The sequence below is a fragment of the Corynebacterium sp. HMSC073D01 genome (assembly GCF_001815555.1).
Taxonomy (GTDB): Bacteria; Actinomycetota; Actinomycetes; order Mycobacteriales; family Mycobacteriaceae; genus Corynebacterium; species Corynebacterium glucuronolyticum.
This window is the reverse complement of sequence record NZ_KV821059.1, coordinates 106,097-122,198: the sequence shown is the minus strand read 5'-3', so window position 1 is coordinate 122,198 and position 16,102 is coordinate 106,097. Positions and strand designations below refer to the sequence as shown.

Annotated in this window: 10 protein-coding genes; 7 read left to right on the top strand and 3 right to left on the bottom strand. The window is 61.3% G+C overall.

The features are described from left to right. Positions 1–5,101, bottom strand: a 5,101-nt coding sequence (locus tag HMPREF3044_RS08740; protein ID WP_210400543.1) for a Rib/alpha-like domain-containing protein, incomplete at its 3' end; no start/stop codon positions are given. Between the two features lie 162 nt (positions 5,102–5,263). Here HMPREF3044_RS08740 and HMPREF3044_RS08735 point away from each other — a divergent pair. Then, positions 5,264–5,446, top strand: a complete 183-nt coding sequence (locus HMPREF3044_RS08735; protein ID WP_070740955.1) for a hypothetical protein — start codon at positions 5,264–5,266, stop codon at positions 5,444–5,446. A 67-nt stretch (positions 5,447–5,513) separates the two neighbouring features. Here the strand turns inward: HMPREF3044_RS08735 and leuS are convergent, their stop codons facing one another. Continuing rightward, positions 5,514–8,288 carry a leucine--tRNA ligase gene (gene leuS, locus HMPREF3044_RS08730; RefSeq protein ID WP_070740953.1) on the bottom strand — a complete coding sequence of 925 codons (2,775 nt, stop codon included), beginning with the start codon at positions 8,286–8,288 and terminating at the stop codon, positions 5,514–5,516. A 21-nt stretch (positions 8,289–8,309) separates the two neighbouring features. Then, positions 8,310–9,575, bottom strand: a complete 1,266-nt coding sequence (locus tag HMPREF3044_RS08725; RefSeq protein WP_005391624.1) for a dicarboxylate/amino acid:cation symporter — start codon at positions 9,573–9,575, stop codon at positions 8,310–8,312. Between the two features lie 71 nt (positions 9,576–9,646). On the opposite strand from HMPREF3044_RS08725, the gene HMPREF3044_RS08720 reads away from it, so the two are divergent. The 6 genes from HMPREF3044_RS08720 to trpA all read left to right on the top strand — a co-directional run bounded on the left by HMPREF3044_RS08720 (position 9,647) and on the right by trpA (position 15,844). Then, positions 9,647–10,069, top strand: coding sequence for an SdpI family protein (locus HMPREF3044_RS08720; RefSeq protein WP_070740950.1), 423 nt, complete (start codon positions 9,647–9,649; stop codon positions 10,067–10,069). 231 nt (positions 10,070–10,300) lie between these two features. Further along, positions 10,301–11,782: an anthranilate synthase component 1 gene (locus tag HMPREF3044_RS08715; RefSeq protein WP_070740947.1), complete on the top strand. Its 1,482-nt coding sequence runs from the start codon at positions 10,301–10,303 to the stop codon at positions 11,780–11,782. Further along, positions 11,782–12,393 carry a glutamine amidotransferase-related protein gene (locus HMPREF3044_RS08710; RefSeq protein ID WP_070740945.1) on the top strand — a complete coding sequence of 204 codons (612 nt, stop codon included), beginning with the start codon at positions 11,782–11,784 and terminating at the stop codon, positions 12,391–12,393. Before HMPREF3044_RS08715 ends, HMPREF3044_RS08710 begins: the two co-directional genes overlap by 1 nt. Next, the gene (gene trpCF, locus HMPREF3044_RS08705) at positions 12,394–13,776 is read left to right on the top strand and encodes a bifunctional indole-3-glycerol-phosphate synthase TrpC/phosphoribosylanthranilate isomerase TrpF (protein WP_070740942.1); all 1,383 of its coding nucleotides are present in this window, start codon (positions 12,394–12,396) and stop codon (positions 13,774–13,776) included. Beyond that, complete coding sequence (gene trpB / locus HMPREF3044_RS08700; protein WP_070740937.1) at positions 13,769–14,998, top strand: tryptophan synthase subunit beta; 1,230 nt, start codon at positions 13,769–13,771, stop codon at positions 14,996–14,998. The genes trpCF and trpB overlap by 8 nt, the downstream gene beginning before the upstream one ends. A 3-nt stretch (positions 14,999–15,001) precedes the next feature. After that, positions 15,002–15,844 (top strand): tryptophan synthase subunit alpha, encoded by an 843-nt coding sequence (trpA, locus tag HMPREF3044_RS08695; RefSeq protein ID WP_070740934.1) that lies wholly within the window; start codon positions 15,002–15,004, stop codon positions 15,842–15,844. Positions 15,845–16,102 lie beyond the last annotated feature (258 nt).

The following is a 16,102-nucleotide window of genomic DNA, read 5'->3' as shown; positions in this document are numbered from 1 at the left end:
GGTAGGTGACCTCAACCGGGACGTTGTACGTGGCCGGCTCGGTGCCTGCGGGCGGGGTGGCGGTGAGCTCGCCGGTTGTGGGATCGATCTTTACCCAATCCGGTGCTGCCTTTCCTGTGGCGTAGGTTGCGGTGACCGGGGCTTTGTCATTGACCCAGCCGGGGGCCTTTACCTTCGCCGTTTCACCGGCGGTGACCTTCGCTTCGTCCGGCGTTGCCGGATCGTAGGTGACCTTATCCGACGGGGTCTCGGGGATCTCCTGGGCGGCGACGCGCACCGGTACCATGACGGTTCCCGTGGAACCGTCGGGGTAGGTGACCTCAACCGGGACGTTGTACGTGCCCGGCTCGACCGTGGCATCGGGGCTGACCGTGAGCGACCCATCGGGGTTCACCGTCACCCACGTCGGGGCACCCGAGCCCTTCTCGAAGGTGGTGCCCGACGGGAGGGTGGTTCCATTCTCGCCCTGCGGGGCGCGGATGGTGGAGGATTCGCCCTGCTTCGTGGCCGACGCATCCTCGTAATCCGGCTGGAACTCCACCGCCTGCTTTTCCGGCTCGGAGACAACGACGGTCACCGTGCCCTCATCGGTGGACTGATCCGCGTAGGTGACAACGACGGGGATGTCGTAGGCCTTCGGATCAGTGCCCTTCGGCGGGTTGGCGGTGACCGCACCCGTCGTCGTGTCGATGGACACCCAGCTCGGAGCGCCGTCACCGAGGGAGAAGGTCGCACCTGCCGGGGCGGTTTCCGTTTCCTCGGTGTTCGGATCGTCGAAGCTCGGGGCGTCGCCCGTCACCGGGTCACCACCAGCCTGGGCGGTGAGATCCTTAGCCGGGTAGTACGGATCGTTGAGGGAGGCCTCCTTCGGTGCCTCCGTCACCGTGAACGGGACGTTCACTGTGTCCGTGGAGCCATCCGGGTAGGTGACGACAACCGGGATGGTGTACTCGCCGGGCTTGAGGTCCTTCGGCGGGTTGGCCGTGACCTCGCCCGTCTCGGGATCGACGGTAGCCCAGTCGGGAGCGTCCTCGCCCTTGGCGAAGGTCGTGCCCGCAGGCTTCACGCCGTTGTCGAAGGTGGGGGCGGGAACCGTAGCGGTGCCACCGGCCTGAACCGGGGTGTTGGCCTGTGGGTAGGACGGCTGGTTCGTGTCCGCGTCCTTTACCTTCGCGGTCACCTTCACCGGAATGTTGACCGTGTCGGTGGAGCCGTCCGGGTAGGTGACGACGACGGGAACGGTGTACTCGCCCGCCGGAACGTCCGCACCGGGCTTGACGGTGATCTCGCCGGTATTCGGGTCGACCGTGGCCCACTCCGGAACGTTGTCACCGGAGCCCTTGGCGAACCTCGTGCCCTCCGGGGCCTTTTCGACGCCGTCGGTGGTCGGGTCATCGAAGCTCGGGGCCGCGATGGTGGCCTCGGAACCGGCAGGAACCGCCGTCGTGGACGACGGGTACAGCGGCTGCGACGCATCGGCCGCGGGGAGGACCGTCACCGTGGCGTTGATGGTCTGCGTGGAACCATCCGGATAGGTGACGACGACCGGAATGGTGGTGTCACCGGCCGGAACGTTTGCACCGGGCTTGACGGTGATCTTACCGGTAGCGGGGTCGACCGTTACCCACCCCGGAACGTTGTCACCGGGGCCGAATGTAGAGCCCTCGGGGAGGGGGGAGCCGTCGACAAGCGTAGGAGCGGGGATGGTGACCGGCGCATCCTTACCGACGACCGTCGGCTCGGGCGGGTAGGCAGCCTGGTTCTTCTCCGCATCCGTGACGTACTGGTTGACATGCACCGGAACGTTGACCCTGTCCGTGGTGCCATCCGGGTAGGTGACGACGACGGGAACGGTGTAATCGCCCGCCGGAACGTCCGCTCCGGGCTTGGCGGTGACGGTGCCGGTAGCGGGGTCGACCGTTGCCCACTCCGGAACGTTGTCACCGGTGCCCTTAGCGAACGTCGTGCCCTGCGGCATCTCCTCCTTCTCGGAGGTGCGCGGGCGATCGAAGGTGACAGGGATCGTCGTCTTGCCGCGCTGCGAAACCTCCGTTGCCTGCGGGTATGCGGGAACGTTGGCCTCGGCTTGAGTGAGCACCTTCTCCGTCACGACAACCGGGGCGGTGATCGTGTCCGTCGAACCGTCCGGATACGTCACTGTGACGGGAACCTCGTACGTTCCGACGGGGACCTCCGCATTCGGGCGCAGCGTGAGCATACCGGTCTGCGGATCAACCTCGACCCAATCCGGTGCATCCGCTCCGGGGGCGAAGGTCGTACCAGCGGGAACGCGCTCCTGCAGATCCGCCGTGTTCGGATCATCGAAGCTCGGATCCGTCACCGAACCGCGGGAATCCTGCGCCACACTCGTGGGCGTGGAACCGTACGTGGGGCCGTACTTTTCTGCATCCGGTGTCCGCTTCGTTACCTCTACCGGCACAAACACGATCTCGGAGGAACCGTCCGGGTAGTTGGCGCGAACCGGGACCTGGTAGACACCAGGCTTCGCGTCCTTCGGCGGGTTCGCGGTGACCGAACCATCCGGGTTCACCGTGACCCAGTCAGGAGCCGGCGTTGCGTCCGGGAAAATGCTGTTCAAGGCGGTGGCATCCGGCGCGTCGAAACGCGTGCCCGAGGGGGCAGATTCCGTATCCGGCGTGTTCGGATCATCGAAGGTGAGCGGAGCGGTGGTAACCGAGGAGCCCTGCTCCACCGTCGGAGTATCCGAACCTATCTGGGGCTGATACGTGTCGCGATCCTGCTTGACGAGGGCCGGGTTCGGATCGACGACGACCTTGCCGCCACCCCGGATCGTGTGTTTCACACCATCCTCATCGGTGACCTCATACTGGACGGTGACATCGGTGTATGTGCCCGCCTTAGCAGTCTCATCCACCGTCAACATGCCGTCGGGAGCAAGGGAGAAGCCCTGCGGGAGCTCGCTCACTACCTTGAAGTTTGTGGGCTTGATCTCGACGGGCTTGCCGTCCTTGTCTTTCGCATCCGTAGGCAGGCCAACCACACTGATCGGCTTGGAGGCCTTCTCGCCCTCCTTGAAAGTGTAATCCAGCATCGTGGCCTTGGTCACCGTCAAATTATCGGTGGTGCCGATCCGAATAGTCTTCGGCTTGCCCGATGCGGCGGGGACCTGGCCGACGGCGGTGACATTCACCGGGAAGGTGCCGAACTCCGTCGGCGTGCCCGTGATCTTTCCTGTCTTTTCATCAAACGTCAGGCCCTGGGGCAGCGGGGTCTCCGGGTCAAGCTCGAAGGTCCAGTCCACCTTGGTCTTGGCGATCTCGCTCGGAACCTCGACGAAGCCCTCGGCCTTGGTCTTATCCGCGTTGTTGGCGGGGTTACCCGGGGTCTGCAGCGGGTACGACGTGCCCACACTGCCGTACGGGGTGTGAAGCCTGGCGGGGATCGCCGTGAAGCTATCCACGCCCATGATCAGCGGGTCCTGGCCATCCGGGAGCGCGTACAGCGTCGCCGTGTAGGTGGAGACCTCCTTCAGATCCTCCGACACCGTCAGCGGGCAGGAGGGGATGAGGCCATCCGCAGTGGCGAACTCCTCGCAGGTCTTAACCTCGGCGCCGTTCGGATCCGTCCAGATGATGCGGTACTTCTGATCCGCCTGCGCTGGCCAGCCCGACGCACCCGTATCGACGGTTACGCCCGGGGTGGCAAAGGACGTCCGCGTGTCGTAGGTGAGCACGTCAAACGTGGAATGCGGAGTAAGCGCGCCGATATTGAGGTTGGCGAAATACTCGGCCGAAAGCGACTGCGACGCGTTCGCATCGAGCAAATAGCCAGTGCCGAACGGGTCCTTACCAGTGAAATTGGACCCACCCCAGATCTCATTCCTAAACGGAGTAGTCACACCGGCAACGCGCGGCATATTCGGCGTCGAAATGTACATCCAGTCCCAGTTGACGTGCTTGACGCTATTGTCCAAGCTACCGTTGCCCCAGGAACCCTCCGTGGGACTGCCAGCAACCGTACCCACCTTATCCTTAGGCACACGACCAGCGGAACGGTCATCCCGACCCCACGTGCCGTTGAAACGAATCTTGTACGCACCCTTGGCATCCGTGGTGGTGGCGACCGTCTCCGCGATCCACTCCGGATGCGCCCGCACCTGCTCCATAATCCAGTCATTGAGCTTCACCGCATCCTCATACGTCCACTGCTCCCCGCGCAGCGCATGGCCGTTGAAAAGCCTAGTTTGGTTGGCTTTGTGGTAAGCAAGGATCTCATTGACCGCCTCGTCTGCCAAATAGGAGGCAACAACCTGCACATTCGGGATGCCTCGGTCATAGGCCGGGTTATTGACATCCTCCCAGCGAAGGGAGCCCACGCCCTGCACCCAGTTCCAATACACGCGACCATTCACATCACCGCTTGTGCCCTGCATCGCCTCCGGGGTTTGGAACACCCACTGCTCCCGCGGCTTGTGATTGGGCAGCGACGGGTCTTCCTTCTTCTTAAACAGTGCCCGCGCATTGCGCACGCGGCCGCCTGTCCAATCCGCGTGGCCCGTGGTATCAACGACGACGCCGTCGGGAACCGGACGGTAGCCGTAGGACCAGAACAATTCCATACCCTCCGGCGGGCGGAACCAGAGTTGCACCTTTTCCTTATAGGCCAGCGTCGGATCGGCAGTGAACGTGTGCTCTTTGCCATTGGCATCCAAGTACGGCTTCATCTCGATGGTGAACGTGCCATCATCCCTGGTCACTGTCTTATACAGGGGAGAGGAGATCTGCCCATTCTTATTCTTCTCCGTCCACTTGGCATACACCTCAACACCCCCAAGTGGTGCACCTGCTGCCACTGCGTCCTGGATCCAGACGGTGGGAACCGTCTTCAGCTCCGCCACGGTGCCGTTAACGGTGCCCTTGGCATCTTGCTCGCCGGTCGCCTCAATGGCACTGGCAAAGAAGCCACTTTGCACCTCGTCGGCGGTCACGGGGGCGGTGGCCGGGGCGCTTGCGGTTTGGGCGACGGCTTGCGGGTAGGTGACGGGGACGATCCCGGGGAGGATCAGCGTCAGTGATACGGCTGCTGCCGCGATGGAAAAGCCCTTGGGTTTGTAGTGCACAGCATCATCCTTTGTTTTGGGTACTTCCCCTCACCTTAAATAAATTCCGTTGTATATTAAGCCGTGAGGGTTTCCTATTGGTCCCGATTTTAGAACAATTCTGCCAAATACGACAGAGTTCGCTGTGTGTAACTTTTAACTAGGGGCTTATTTACCAGGGGGATGAATGTTGCGTCCCACCTGACGTATAACAAACGCACAGAAATTGTTATTAGCCGCGCCCTCGGCAAGCGCGCCCTCGGCAAGCGCGCCCTCGGCAAGCGCGCCCTCGGCGAGCGCGCCCTCGGCAAGCCTCAGGCGCGTAAAAAGGGGCCCGCCCAGGCGCGCGTAAAAAGGCGCGCGTAAAGAGGAATGCCGGGTCCCGCCACACCCACGGCGGAACCCGGCACCATTAAAACGCCCGGAAGACGGTTTACTTCACCACGAGGTTGACGAGCCTACCGGGGACGACGATCTCCTTGACCACGGTCTTCCCCTCGATGTTGGACGCAGCGGCTTCGCGCGCTGCCTCCAGAACCACATCCTTCGCGGCGTCGACCGCAACGGTGATGTGAGCGCGAACCTTACCGTTGACCTGGACGGGAAGCTCGACCGAGTCGTCGACAAGCTGAGACTCGTCGAACTCCGGGAAGGCAGCATAGGTGATGCCACCAGTGTGACCGAGGCGGGACCACAGCTCCTCCGCGATGTGCGGGGCGATCGGGGAAAGCATGATGGCCAGGGGCTCGAGGGCAGCGCGGGGGGCGCCGGCGGGGTAGGCCTTGGTCAGGTGGTTCGTGAACTCGATGAGCTTGGCGACGACCGTATTGATACGCAGGTGCTCATAATCGTCGCGGACGCCGGCGATGGTGCGGTGGAGCTGCTTCTCGTCGTCCTCCGTCAGGCTGTTTTCGGAGAAAACAGGGTTACCAGTGACTTCATCGACGGCGAGGCGCCAGACGCGCTGCAAGAAACGATGCGAACCGATGACGTCCTTCGTCGCCCACGGGCGCGACATGTCCAACGGACCCATAGACATCTCATATAGACGGAGAGTGTCGGCACCGTAGTCCTCGCAGACCTGGTCGGGGGAGACCGCATTCTTCAGCGACTTACCCATCTTGCCGTACTCCTGATTAACCTCTTCGCCCTGGTAGAAGAACTTTCCATCCTTCTCCTCGACCTCGGCGGCCGGGACGTAGACGCCGCGAGAATCCGTGTAGGCGTAGGCCTGGATGTAGCCCTGATTGAAGAGCTTGCGGTACGGCTCGCAGCTTGTGACATAGCCCAGGTCAAACAGGACTTTGTGCCAGAAGCGGGAGTACAGGAGGTGGAGGACGGCGTGCTCGACACCGCCGACGTAGAGGTCGACACCGCCGCAATCCTTATCGCTTTGTGGCCCCGTCCAGTAGCGCTCATTTTCCAGGTCAACGAACTTTTCCTCGTTGGTCGGATCGATGTAGCGGAGCTGGTACCAAGAAGACCCGGCCCACTGCGGCATGACGTTGGTATCGCGGCGGTAGTGCTTGGGGCCGTCGCCCAGGTCAAGGGTGACGTTTACCCAATCCGTGGCCTTGGCAAGCGGCGGGTGCGGCTCCGAATTGCGATCGTTCGGGTCGGCGGTCACCGGCTTGTAATCCTCCACATCCGGGAGCTCCACCGGCAGCATTTCCTCTGGCAGCGCGTGGGCACGACCCTCGTCGTCGTAGACGATGGGGAAGGGCTCGCCCCAGTAGCGCTGCCGGGCAAACAGCCAATCGCGCAGCTTGTACTGCTTTTGGGCGTGGCCGGTGCCGTCTTCTTCAAGCTTCGCGATGGCAGCTTTGATGCCATCGTCCTTGTTCAGGCCGTCGAGGAAACCGGAGTTGATGTGGGTGCCGTCGCCGGTGAAGGCCTCCTCGGCGATGTTCCCGCCCTCCAGGACCTGCACGATGGGCAGTCCGAAGACCGTGGCGAACTCGTAGTCGCGGGTATCGTGGGCGGGCACGGCCATGATCGCGCCGGTGCCGTAACCCATGAGGACGTAATCAGAGATGAAGACCGGAATTTCGGCACCGCTGAGCGGATTGGTGGCGGTCACGCCCAGGTAGACGCCGGTTTTCTCCTTGTTCTCCTGGCGCTCGAGGTCGGACTTGGCGGCAATCTTGATTCGGTATTGCTCCACCGCTTCCTTCGGAGAATTAGCACCGAAAGTCCAGCGCTCATCCGTACCGCTTTCATACGGCTCGCCGGAGGTGAGCCTATCGACGAGGGGATGCTCGGGGGAGAGGACCATATACGTCGCACCGAAGAGTGTGTCCGGGCGGGTGGTGTAGACCGAGACCTTTTCACCACCGATGGTGAAGTCGACCTCGGCGCCCGTGGAGCGGCCGATCCAGTTGCGCTGCATGGACTTGACCTTTTCCGGCCAGTCGAGGAGGTCCAAGTCGTCGATAAGCCGATCGCCGTAGGCCGTGATGCGCATCATCCACTGCGACAGCTCCTTGCGGAACACCGGGAAATTACCGCGCTCCGAACGACCCTCCGCGGTGACCTCCTCGTTCGCGAGCACCGTACCCAAACCGGGACACCAGTTGACCAGCGATTTTGTGCGGTACACGAGGCGCTTCGAATCAATAATGTCCTCGATCTCGCGCTCTGTGTATTGCCCTTCGAGCTGTTTGCGGAGCTCTGCGACCGGCTTCGCCTTTTGCTCGCCCTCATCGAAATAGGAGTTGTAAATAGTCAGGAAAATCCACTGCGTCCAACGGTAATAATCTGTATCAATAGTGCGGATCGCACGCCGCTTATCGTGCCCCAGCCCCAGCTGCCCCAGCTGGCGCTCCATGTTCTGGATGTTCTTCTCCGTCGTCTCCCGCGGATGCGTCCCCGTCTGAATCGCATACTGCTCGGCCGGCAGGCCAAAGGCATCATAACCCAGCGTATGCAGCACATTGAAGCCGTTGTGGCGGCTGTACCGCGCAAAGACGTCGGTAGAAATATAGCCGAGCGGGTGCCCGACATGCAGCCCCGCACCCGACGGGTACGGGAACATGTCCTGCACAAACCGCTTCGGCTTGCTTAGTTGATCACTGTTTGGCTCTTTCAGATCCCCCACCGGGTTCGGCGCGGCGAACACATTATTATCCGCCCAAAACCCCTGCCACTTCTGCTCAATTTTCCGCGCGAGGTCCGCGCCATACCGATACGTGAAAGAGTCATTCGTCATGCTCCAACAGTGTAGTAGATGTCACTTACCCTCGTACAACGAGGCGGTGCCCTCCGACTGATAATCCAGAGGAGAGGTCTCCTCCTGGCGGTCCGTGCGCTGGATATCACCCTTGGCAAACTTGTTAATCACCATTGCGATAGCGCCGTCACCAGTGACGTTACAAGCGGTACCAAAGGAATCGATGGCGATGTAGGCAGCGATCATCAGTGCCACCTGATCGTCGTTAAAGCCCAACATCGACTGCAACAAACCGACGGCCGCCATGATCGCGCCACCCGGAACACCTGGCGCGGCGATCATGAAGATACCCAGCATAAGGATGAAACCAATGGCCAAGCTCGGCGGCATATCTATCCCATCCATGTACACAATGGCAAAGGCGAACAGCGCAATCTTCTGGATCGAACCGGACAGGTGAATCGTCGCACACAGCGGAATGACAAAACCGGCAACCGCATCCGTCACACCATTCCGCTTCGCACCCGCGTACGTAATCGGAATCGTCGCCGCAGACGAGGAGGTGCCGAGCGCCGTCGCGTACGCCGGGAGCATATTCTTCAGCGCCGTGAACGGGTTCTTACCTGCGATGCCGCCGGCGATGAGGTACTGCGCCACGAGGATGATCCACGTCATGATCACGGCCAGGAGCAAAACCTTGCCAAACGCAGTGAGCGTATTGAGCAGGTTGCCGTTCATGCCCAGGGAGAGGAACATGCCGAAGATGTAAATCGGCAGCAGCGGGATGATGAAGCCGCTGATCACGTGCATGATCACGCGCTGCAGATCCTGGCAGCCGCGGTAGAGGGTATCCGACTTCACCGCCGTCATCGCCACACCGACGGTGAAGGCGAGCAGCAGCGCCGTCATCACATCCATCGGGGCCGGCATCTCGATCTCAAAGAACGGCTGCAGCGCGCCCTCGTCGATATCCTCTACCTTCGCCGTCGTGTTGCCGGCCAGGAGCCAGCCGTATAGGCCGCTGGCGATGGCGTAGGCGATGAGACCGGAAATGATCGTGGACACGTAGGCAATGGCCGTCGTAATGCCCAGCCACTTGCCGGCGCCACGGCCCAAGGACGCGATCGCCGGGGCGATGAGCGCGAAGATGAGAACCGGGATGAAGAAGCCGAGGAAGTTCCCGAACAAACCGTTAAAAGTGACAAAGATTCGGGCGATGGTGACTCCCCATCCAGACCCGTTGAAAATTATCGACGCAACTATACCGAGGATAATGGCGACAATGATGCGGAACAGGAGACTTCCGCTTAACTTCTTAAAATCCATACGAGGATTATAGTCCACTGTGAATATTATTCAAATGTGTCTTGGGGATCGGACACGGTAGGCTTATAACCATGATTGTCACTGTTGTCTGCGCACTTCTCGCCCTCTGCCTCGCCATCGCCGGTATCCTCGGCTGGACACGGCACTTCCCCGGCAATTCACACATCGGCATCACCACCGCAGGCACACGCAAATCCAAAGAAGCTTGGGATCGCGCCCACTTCGTCGCCGGTCCATTCTGGCTTATCGGCGCCCTCGCCTTCGTCTTCGCCGCCCTCTTCTCCGCACGCGGCTCCTGGATCCTCGCCGTTATCGCGATCCTCTTGGGGCTCGTCTTCCTCACGCTCGGCGTCGGCAGTGGGGCACGGTTCTCCGCGCTTTACGACGACTCGGAGGAACCGTCCCAGGATCCCGCACCGTCTGCTCCTCCCGCTTCTCCCTCTGTGGATGTCGATGCAGTGCGCAGGGCTGCACAGGCACAAAAGCCAGAATAGAATGTATGTTCTAGATTGCTCCCCTTTACGGGGGTATTTCGCCCCGGCTGTCCAGCAACACTGCTAAAGTACCTCCCATGTATACAGCTCAACTCACCCGCTCCTGGTGGTGGCTCGCGATATAACACGCGGGCCAAATTGGCTGAGCTTTGTACCCCGCGTTGAATTCAGATTCCGCGGGAATTTTTTTACCCTCCTTTCCGCGGAGACACCACCCGGAAAAGGAATTAGATGCAGTTCACTGAAATTTCGCGGCCAGTCCGCTACCACGAGGACGCCTCCGCGCTCTTCCACGCCCTCGGCGGCACCTCCGCCCGCTCATCCGTACTCCTGGAATCCGCAGACATCCAATCAAAGGAAGGCCTGCAATCCATCGCAGTATTAAAGGCCTCCGCCCGCTTCACGTGCTCCGGATTCACCGTCGCCGCAGAGGCACTGAGCCCCCGGGGTGCGGCAGTCATCTCCGAAATGGAGCAGAAGGGCGTCAGCTTTAGCTACTCCCGGGCAACGGCCGCCGAGGAGGCAGAGCGGCTTAAGGAACCCTCCACGATGGATGTTCTCCGAGCCGCCCTCGGGGTGGGGGAGGAGGGTGCACGCCTGCCGTACCTCGCAGGCGGCATCGCTTTTGACTACCTGGAAACCTTCGAGGAGCTGCCAGAAGTATCGGCATCCGCCAATCGGTACCCCGATTATCAGTTCCTCCTCGCCGAGGTTCTCCTCGTTGTGGATCACACCTCAAAGACGGCCACACTCTACGGCTACGACGAAGACCTCATCGACCGCTACGCCCAGCAAATCGCCGAGGATCTGCCGCCGCATCCCATCCCAGCTTTCGCTTCCGGGCCCGTCGCCGCTATCGCAAGCCCGGGGGATGAGACCTTTAAAAAGGACGTCGAAAAGCTTAAGCAGAGTATCTACAACGGTGACATCTACCAGGTCGTCCCCGCACGCACCTTCTCCATGAGCTGCCCGGATGCCTTCGTCGCCTACCGACGCCTCCGCGAAGCCAACCCCTCGCCCTACATGTTTTATATCCGCGGACTAGACGCCGAGGGCACCCCCTACGAATTGTTCGGCGCCTCTCCCGAATCCAACCTCAAATACGACGCCGCCACCCGCTTCCTCCAATTGTGCCCCATCGCCGGGACCCGGCCTCGCGGCGCAACCGAGGAACTCGACATCCGCGCGGAGCTCGAGCTGCGCACCGATGCGAAGGAGCTTGCGGAGCACACCATGCTTGTCGACCTCGCCCGCAACGACGTCGCTCGCGTGGCGGCCCCCAATACCCGGAGGGTAGAGGACCTTATGCGCATTGACCGCTATTCGAGGGTCATGCATCTCGTTTCCCGCGTCACCGCCACCCTCGCCCCAGACTTCGATGCGTTTGACGCGTACCGCGCGTGCATGAATATGGGCACCCTCACAGGCGCCCCGAAACTTCGGGCAAACGAACTTCTGCGCTCGGTGGAAGGAACTCGACGCGGCTCCTACGGCGGCTCCGTCGGGTACTTCGACGGCGTCGGCAATATGGATAACTGCATCGTTATTCGGTCGGCCTTCGTGCAGCATGGCATCGCCCACGTCCAGGCCGGTGCCGGCATCGTGCGCGACTCAGATCCGCAGTCCGAGGCAAACGAAACCTATCACAAGTCACTTGCAACCCTTAGCGCCATCGCCGAGGCTCAGGGTGCTGAACTCACGGTGGAGCGCTAATGAAGATTTCACTGCTTGATAATCATGATTCTTTTGTCTACAACCTCGTAGACACCCTCGTCGGCCTCGGCCACGATTGCAAGGTTTTCCGCAATACCGTTCCGGCGGCCGACGTTCTCGCCGTTCCCGCCGATGCAATCGTGCTCAGCCCGGGACCCGGACATCCACGCGATGCGGGCTACCTCATGGAGCTCGTTGACCGTGCGTACGGCAAGAAGCCCATTCTCGGCGTCTGCCTCGGCTTCCAGGCGCTCCTCCTGCACAACGGTGTGAGCGTGCGACCCTGCGGTCCCGTCCACGGGAAGACGGACGGAATGGACGTTCCACGTGAAACCTCCCCAATCTTCGAGGGTCTGACCGATCCCACTGGACTTGTTCCCGTTGCTCGGTACCACTCCCTCGGCATCCCTGTTGCGGAGCTGCCGGAGGACATTCGCCCCCTCGGCTCCTGCCCCTCGGACCTCGGGCCCGTTGCCATGGCAGCCGCGTTCCCCACGGATGGGGCTCCCGCCTTCGGGGTGCAGTTCCACCCGGAGAGCATCCTCACCCCTCAGGGACCCGTTATCCTGAATCGAATTCTTGACCTGATGACGAAGAAGATGGGCAAGTAGATGCCAACAGTACTAGATAAGATCGTCGCGAATCGCCGGACACACCTCGACCGCATACGGCGCCGGATAGGGGAGAGGCCGAGCCTGGAGCCCTCCACTCGCTCCCTCTACGACAGCCTCGGTGCTCCCGAACCAAGCGTCATCATGGAGTGCAAGTCCGCATCCCCGTCATTGGGCTCCATCCGGCCGGACTACCACCCAGACCGTTTGGCATCTATCTATTCTCGCTACGCCGCAGGCATCTCCGTCCTGTGCGAACCCGACTATTTCAACGGCGACTACGACCACCTGGCAACGGTGCATCGCTCCACCCATCTCCCCGTTCTATGCAAAGACTTCATCGTAGATACGGTGCAAATCCAGGCTGCACGCTACTTCGGCGCAGATGCCATCCTCCTCATGCTTTCCGTCCTGACGGACGACGAATACACACGGCTGTCAACATTCGCCACCAACCTCAACCTCGACATCCTCACAGAAGTCATTTCCGGTGAGGAGATGAAGAGGGCAACGAGGTTGGGCGCCAAAATCATTGGTATCAACAACCGCGATCTCAACGATCTATCCGTCGACATCAGCCGTACCGAGTATCTCGCCCAATTCGCCCCCGAGGGTGTCCGACTCATCTCGGAATCCGGCATCCGCACAAAACAGGACATTGCCCGCCTCGGCGGGGTAGTGGACGGCTTCCTTGTAGGCACGAACTTAGTAAAGCAGGGTGACGTAGACACGAACGCTCGCACGCTGCTCTTCGGCGAGAACAAGGTGTGCGGTCTCCGCACCGGACACGCGGCTCAGGTCGCCCGCGCTGCGGGTGCGGTCTACGGCGGTCTTGTTTTCGAAGACACCTCACCGCGAAACGTTTCACGTGAAACAGCCGGGGAAATCATTAAGGCGGAACCGGGGTTGCGCTACGTCGGCGTATCACGGCGAACGGCAGGTTGGGAGGACCTCGCTGACCTCCAACTCCACGCCATCCAGATTCACGCACCTCTTCAATCCACCATCGAGGAGGAGAAGCAGCTAATAAAGGAAGCATCGGAGGCTGTCGGCCCCGATACCGAGATATGGCGGGCGATCTCGATGTCTAAGCCCAATGCGTTGGGCATCGCCGAGGCCCTCGCAGCCGAGGGTGTCACCCTCCTCCTTGATAACGGGGAGGGTGGAACCGGCGAGAGCTTTGATTGGAACACTATTCCGGCCACGATTGTTCACACGTCCTTCCTCGCTGGTGGGCTTGGCCCGGACAACGTAGCCGAAGCCTTAGACCTCGCCCCGCGCGGCCTGGATTTCAATTCCCAGGTCGAAAACGAGGAAGGCCACAAGGACGCACATACCCTATACTCTGCATTTAACACTATTAGGAGGTACACACATGACTAGGCAAACAATTCTCCCGGCCTACTTCGGAGAATACGGCGGACAGTTCGTCCCCGAGACTCTTCTTCCGGCCCTCGACCAATTGGAAAAGGCCTTTGTAGAAGCGATGGATGATCCGGAATTCCTGGATGAACTTAACCACCTTCTCAAAGATTATCTCGGCCGCCCGACCCCAATTACCGAATGCCGCAACCTTCCCGTCGAGGGGGAGGGGAGGGGCTACGCTCGCATCTTCCTCAAGCGCGAGGATCTCGTCCACGGCGGTGCCCACAAGACGAACCAGGTTATGGGTCAGGTACTGCTTGCAAAACGCATGGGTAAAACCCGCATTATCGCCGAGACGGGTGCCGGCCAGCACGGCACCGCAACAGCGTTAGCCTGCGCCCTCATGGGCCTCGAGTGCGTCATCTACATGGGCAAGGTTGACGTGGAACGCCAGCAGCCCAACGTATACCGCATGGAGCTCATGGGCGCGAAGGTTGTCGCCGTGGACACCGGCTCCGGCACCCTGAAGGATGCCGTGAACGAGGCGCTGCGTGATTGGACGGCCACCTACGCCACCTCGCATTACCTGCTCGGAACGGCGGCCGGCCCGCACCCGTTCCCCACAATTGTGCGCGAGTTCCACCGCGTCATTTCTCGCGAGGCAAAAGCACAGATGAAGGAGATCACAGGCGCCCTTCCGGATGTCGTCGTCGCCTGTGTCGGCGGTGGCTCCAACGCCATCGGTATGTTCGCCGACTTCATCGACGAGGAGGGTGTCGAGCTCATCGGCACCGAACCGGCCGGCAAGGGTCTCGACTCCGGCCAGCACGGTGCCGCCATCCATGAGGGCAAGACGGGCGTTCTCCACGGCGCAAAGACCTATCTCATGCGCACGGATGACGGACAGGTAGAGGAATCCTATTCTATCTCCGCCGGCCTTGATTACCCGGCCGTTGGGCCTCAGCACGCCTACCTGAGTGATTCCGGCCGAGCCACCTACGTAGGGATTACCGACGAGGAAGCCCTGAAGGCTTTCCAGCTCCTCTCCCTTAAGGAGGGCATCATCCCCGCGCTTGAGTCCTCGCACGCCTTCGCCTACGCCCTCAAGCGCGCCAAGGAGGCAGAGGGGAACAAGCAGCACATCAACATTCTGGTTTCCCTGTCCGGCCGCGGCGATAAGGACGTTGATTATATTCGTCATACGCTGCAGGAACACCCTGAGTTCAAGTTGGAGGTATAATCGATGAAACGCTACGAACAGCTGTTTTCTGCCCTAGAGGAGAAGAAGGAGGGGGCGTTCATCCCCTTCGTCATGCTCGGAGACCCGAATGTGGAGACCTCCGAGAAGATCGTGGAAGCCCTCATCGAGGCCGGCGCCGACGGTCTTGAGCTCGGCGTTCCCTTCTCGGATCCGATCGCCGATGGCCCCACCATTCAGGCCGCCCACGTGCGCGCCCTGGATGCGAAGGTTTCGGTCGCCGACGCTTTCGGAATCATCCGTCGTCTCCGCAGCCGCCACCCCGACCTCCCCATCGGGCTCCTCATTTACTCGAATGTTGCGGTGGTTCATGGTTTGGATCGCTTCTATCAGGAGGTCCAGCAGTCCGGTGCTGACTCTGTTTTGCTTCCCGACGTTCCGGTGCGGGAGTCTACTCCCTTCACCAGCGCCGCTAAGGAAGCGGGAGTGGACCCCATCTACATCGCCCCGCCCCACGCCTCCGAGGACACGCTCGAGGGTGTTGCTCACAGTTCTGAGGGCTACATCTACGCGATCTCCCGTGATGGCGTAACCGGCACGGAGCGCGCCTCTGAGACGACCGGCCTCCACGATGTGGTAAGCAATCTGCAGCGGTTCGGTGGGGCACCAGTTGTCCTCGGCTTCGGCATCTCCACCCCGAAGCACGTCGCCGACGCGATCGCAGCCGGTGCCTCCGGTGCCATTTCGGGCTCGGCGGTCACGAAGATTATCGAGCGTCACGTCGAAGGGTCCCACCCCGAGCCGCGCACCGTCTCCGATGAGGACGGGATGCTCCGCGAGCTGAGGGAGTTCGTGGGGGAGATGAAGGCTGCTACGAAGAAGGCGTAACTAACCCCAATCCTTTCGTCACAGTGACGTAATTAGTCCATACCCCACACCCCGGGCCGAAATGCTCCTAAAAAGGTCGAATCAGCCCGGGGCTTCTGTATCTCACAACCACCGAGCGCCACCGTAAGCCACCGCAAGCCACCGCGAGCCACCGACAGCCACCGCGCACCCCCTGACGCAGGACCGCTCCATGCCGGAGCGGCCCCACCCCACCGAGAGCCTCCGCGCGACACACAATTACACCCACATCTACCATGC

What these genes read in the sequence shown, in the direction of transcription:
- HMPREF3044_RS08735 (WP_070740955.1), top strand. Translation starts at nt 5,264, where the DNA reads ATGAATGTTGCGTCCCACCTGACGTATAACAAACGCACAGAAATTGTT.
- leuS (WP_070740953.1), bottom strand. Translation starts at nt 8,288, where the DNA reads ATGACGAATGACTCTTTCACGTATCGGTATGGCGCGGACCTCGCGCGG.
- HMPREF3044_RS08725 (WP_005391624.1), bottom strand. Translation starts at nt 9,575, where the DNA reads ATGGATTTTAAGAAGTTAAGCGGAAGTCTCCTGTTCCGCATCATTGTC.
- HMPREF3044_RS08720 (WP_070740950.1), top strand. Translation starts at nt 9,647, where the DNA reads ATGATTGTCACTGTTGTCTGCGCACTTCTCGCCCTCTGCCTCGCCATC.
- HMPREF3044_RS08715 (WP_070740947.1), top strand. Translation starts at nt 10,301, where the DNA reads ATGCAGTTCACTGAAATTTCGCGGCCAGTCCGCTACCACGAGGACGCC.
- HMPREF3044_RS08710 (WP_070740945.1), top strand. Translation starts at nt 11,782, where the DNA reads ATGAAGATTTCACTGCTTGATAATCATGATTCTTTTGTCTACAACCTC.
- trpCF (WP_070740942.1), top strand. Translation starts at nt 12,394, where the DNA reads ATGCCAACAGTACTAGATAAGATCGTCGCGAATCGCCGGACACACCTC.
- trpB (WP_070740937.1), top strand. Translation starts at nt 13,769, where the DNA reads ATGACTAGGCAAACAATTCTCCCGGCCTACTTCGGAGAATACGGCGGA.
- trpA (WP_070740934.1), top strand. Translation starts at nt 15,002, where the DNA reads ATGAAACGCTACGAACAGCTGTTTTCTGCCCTAGAGGAGAAGAAGGAG.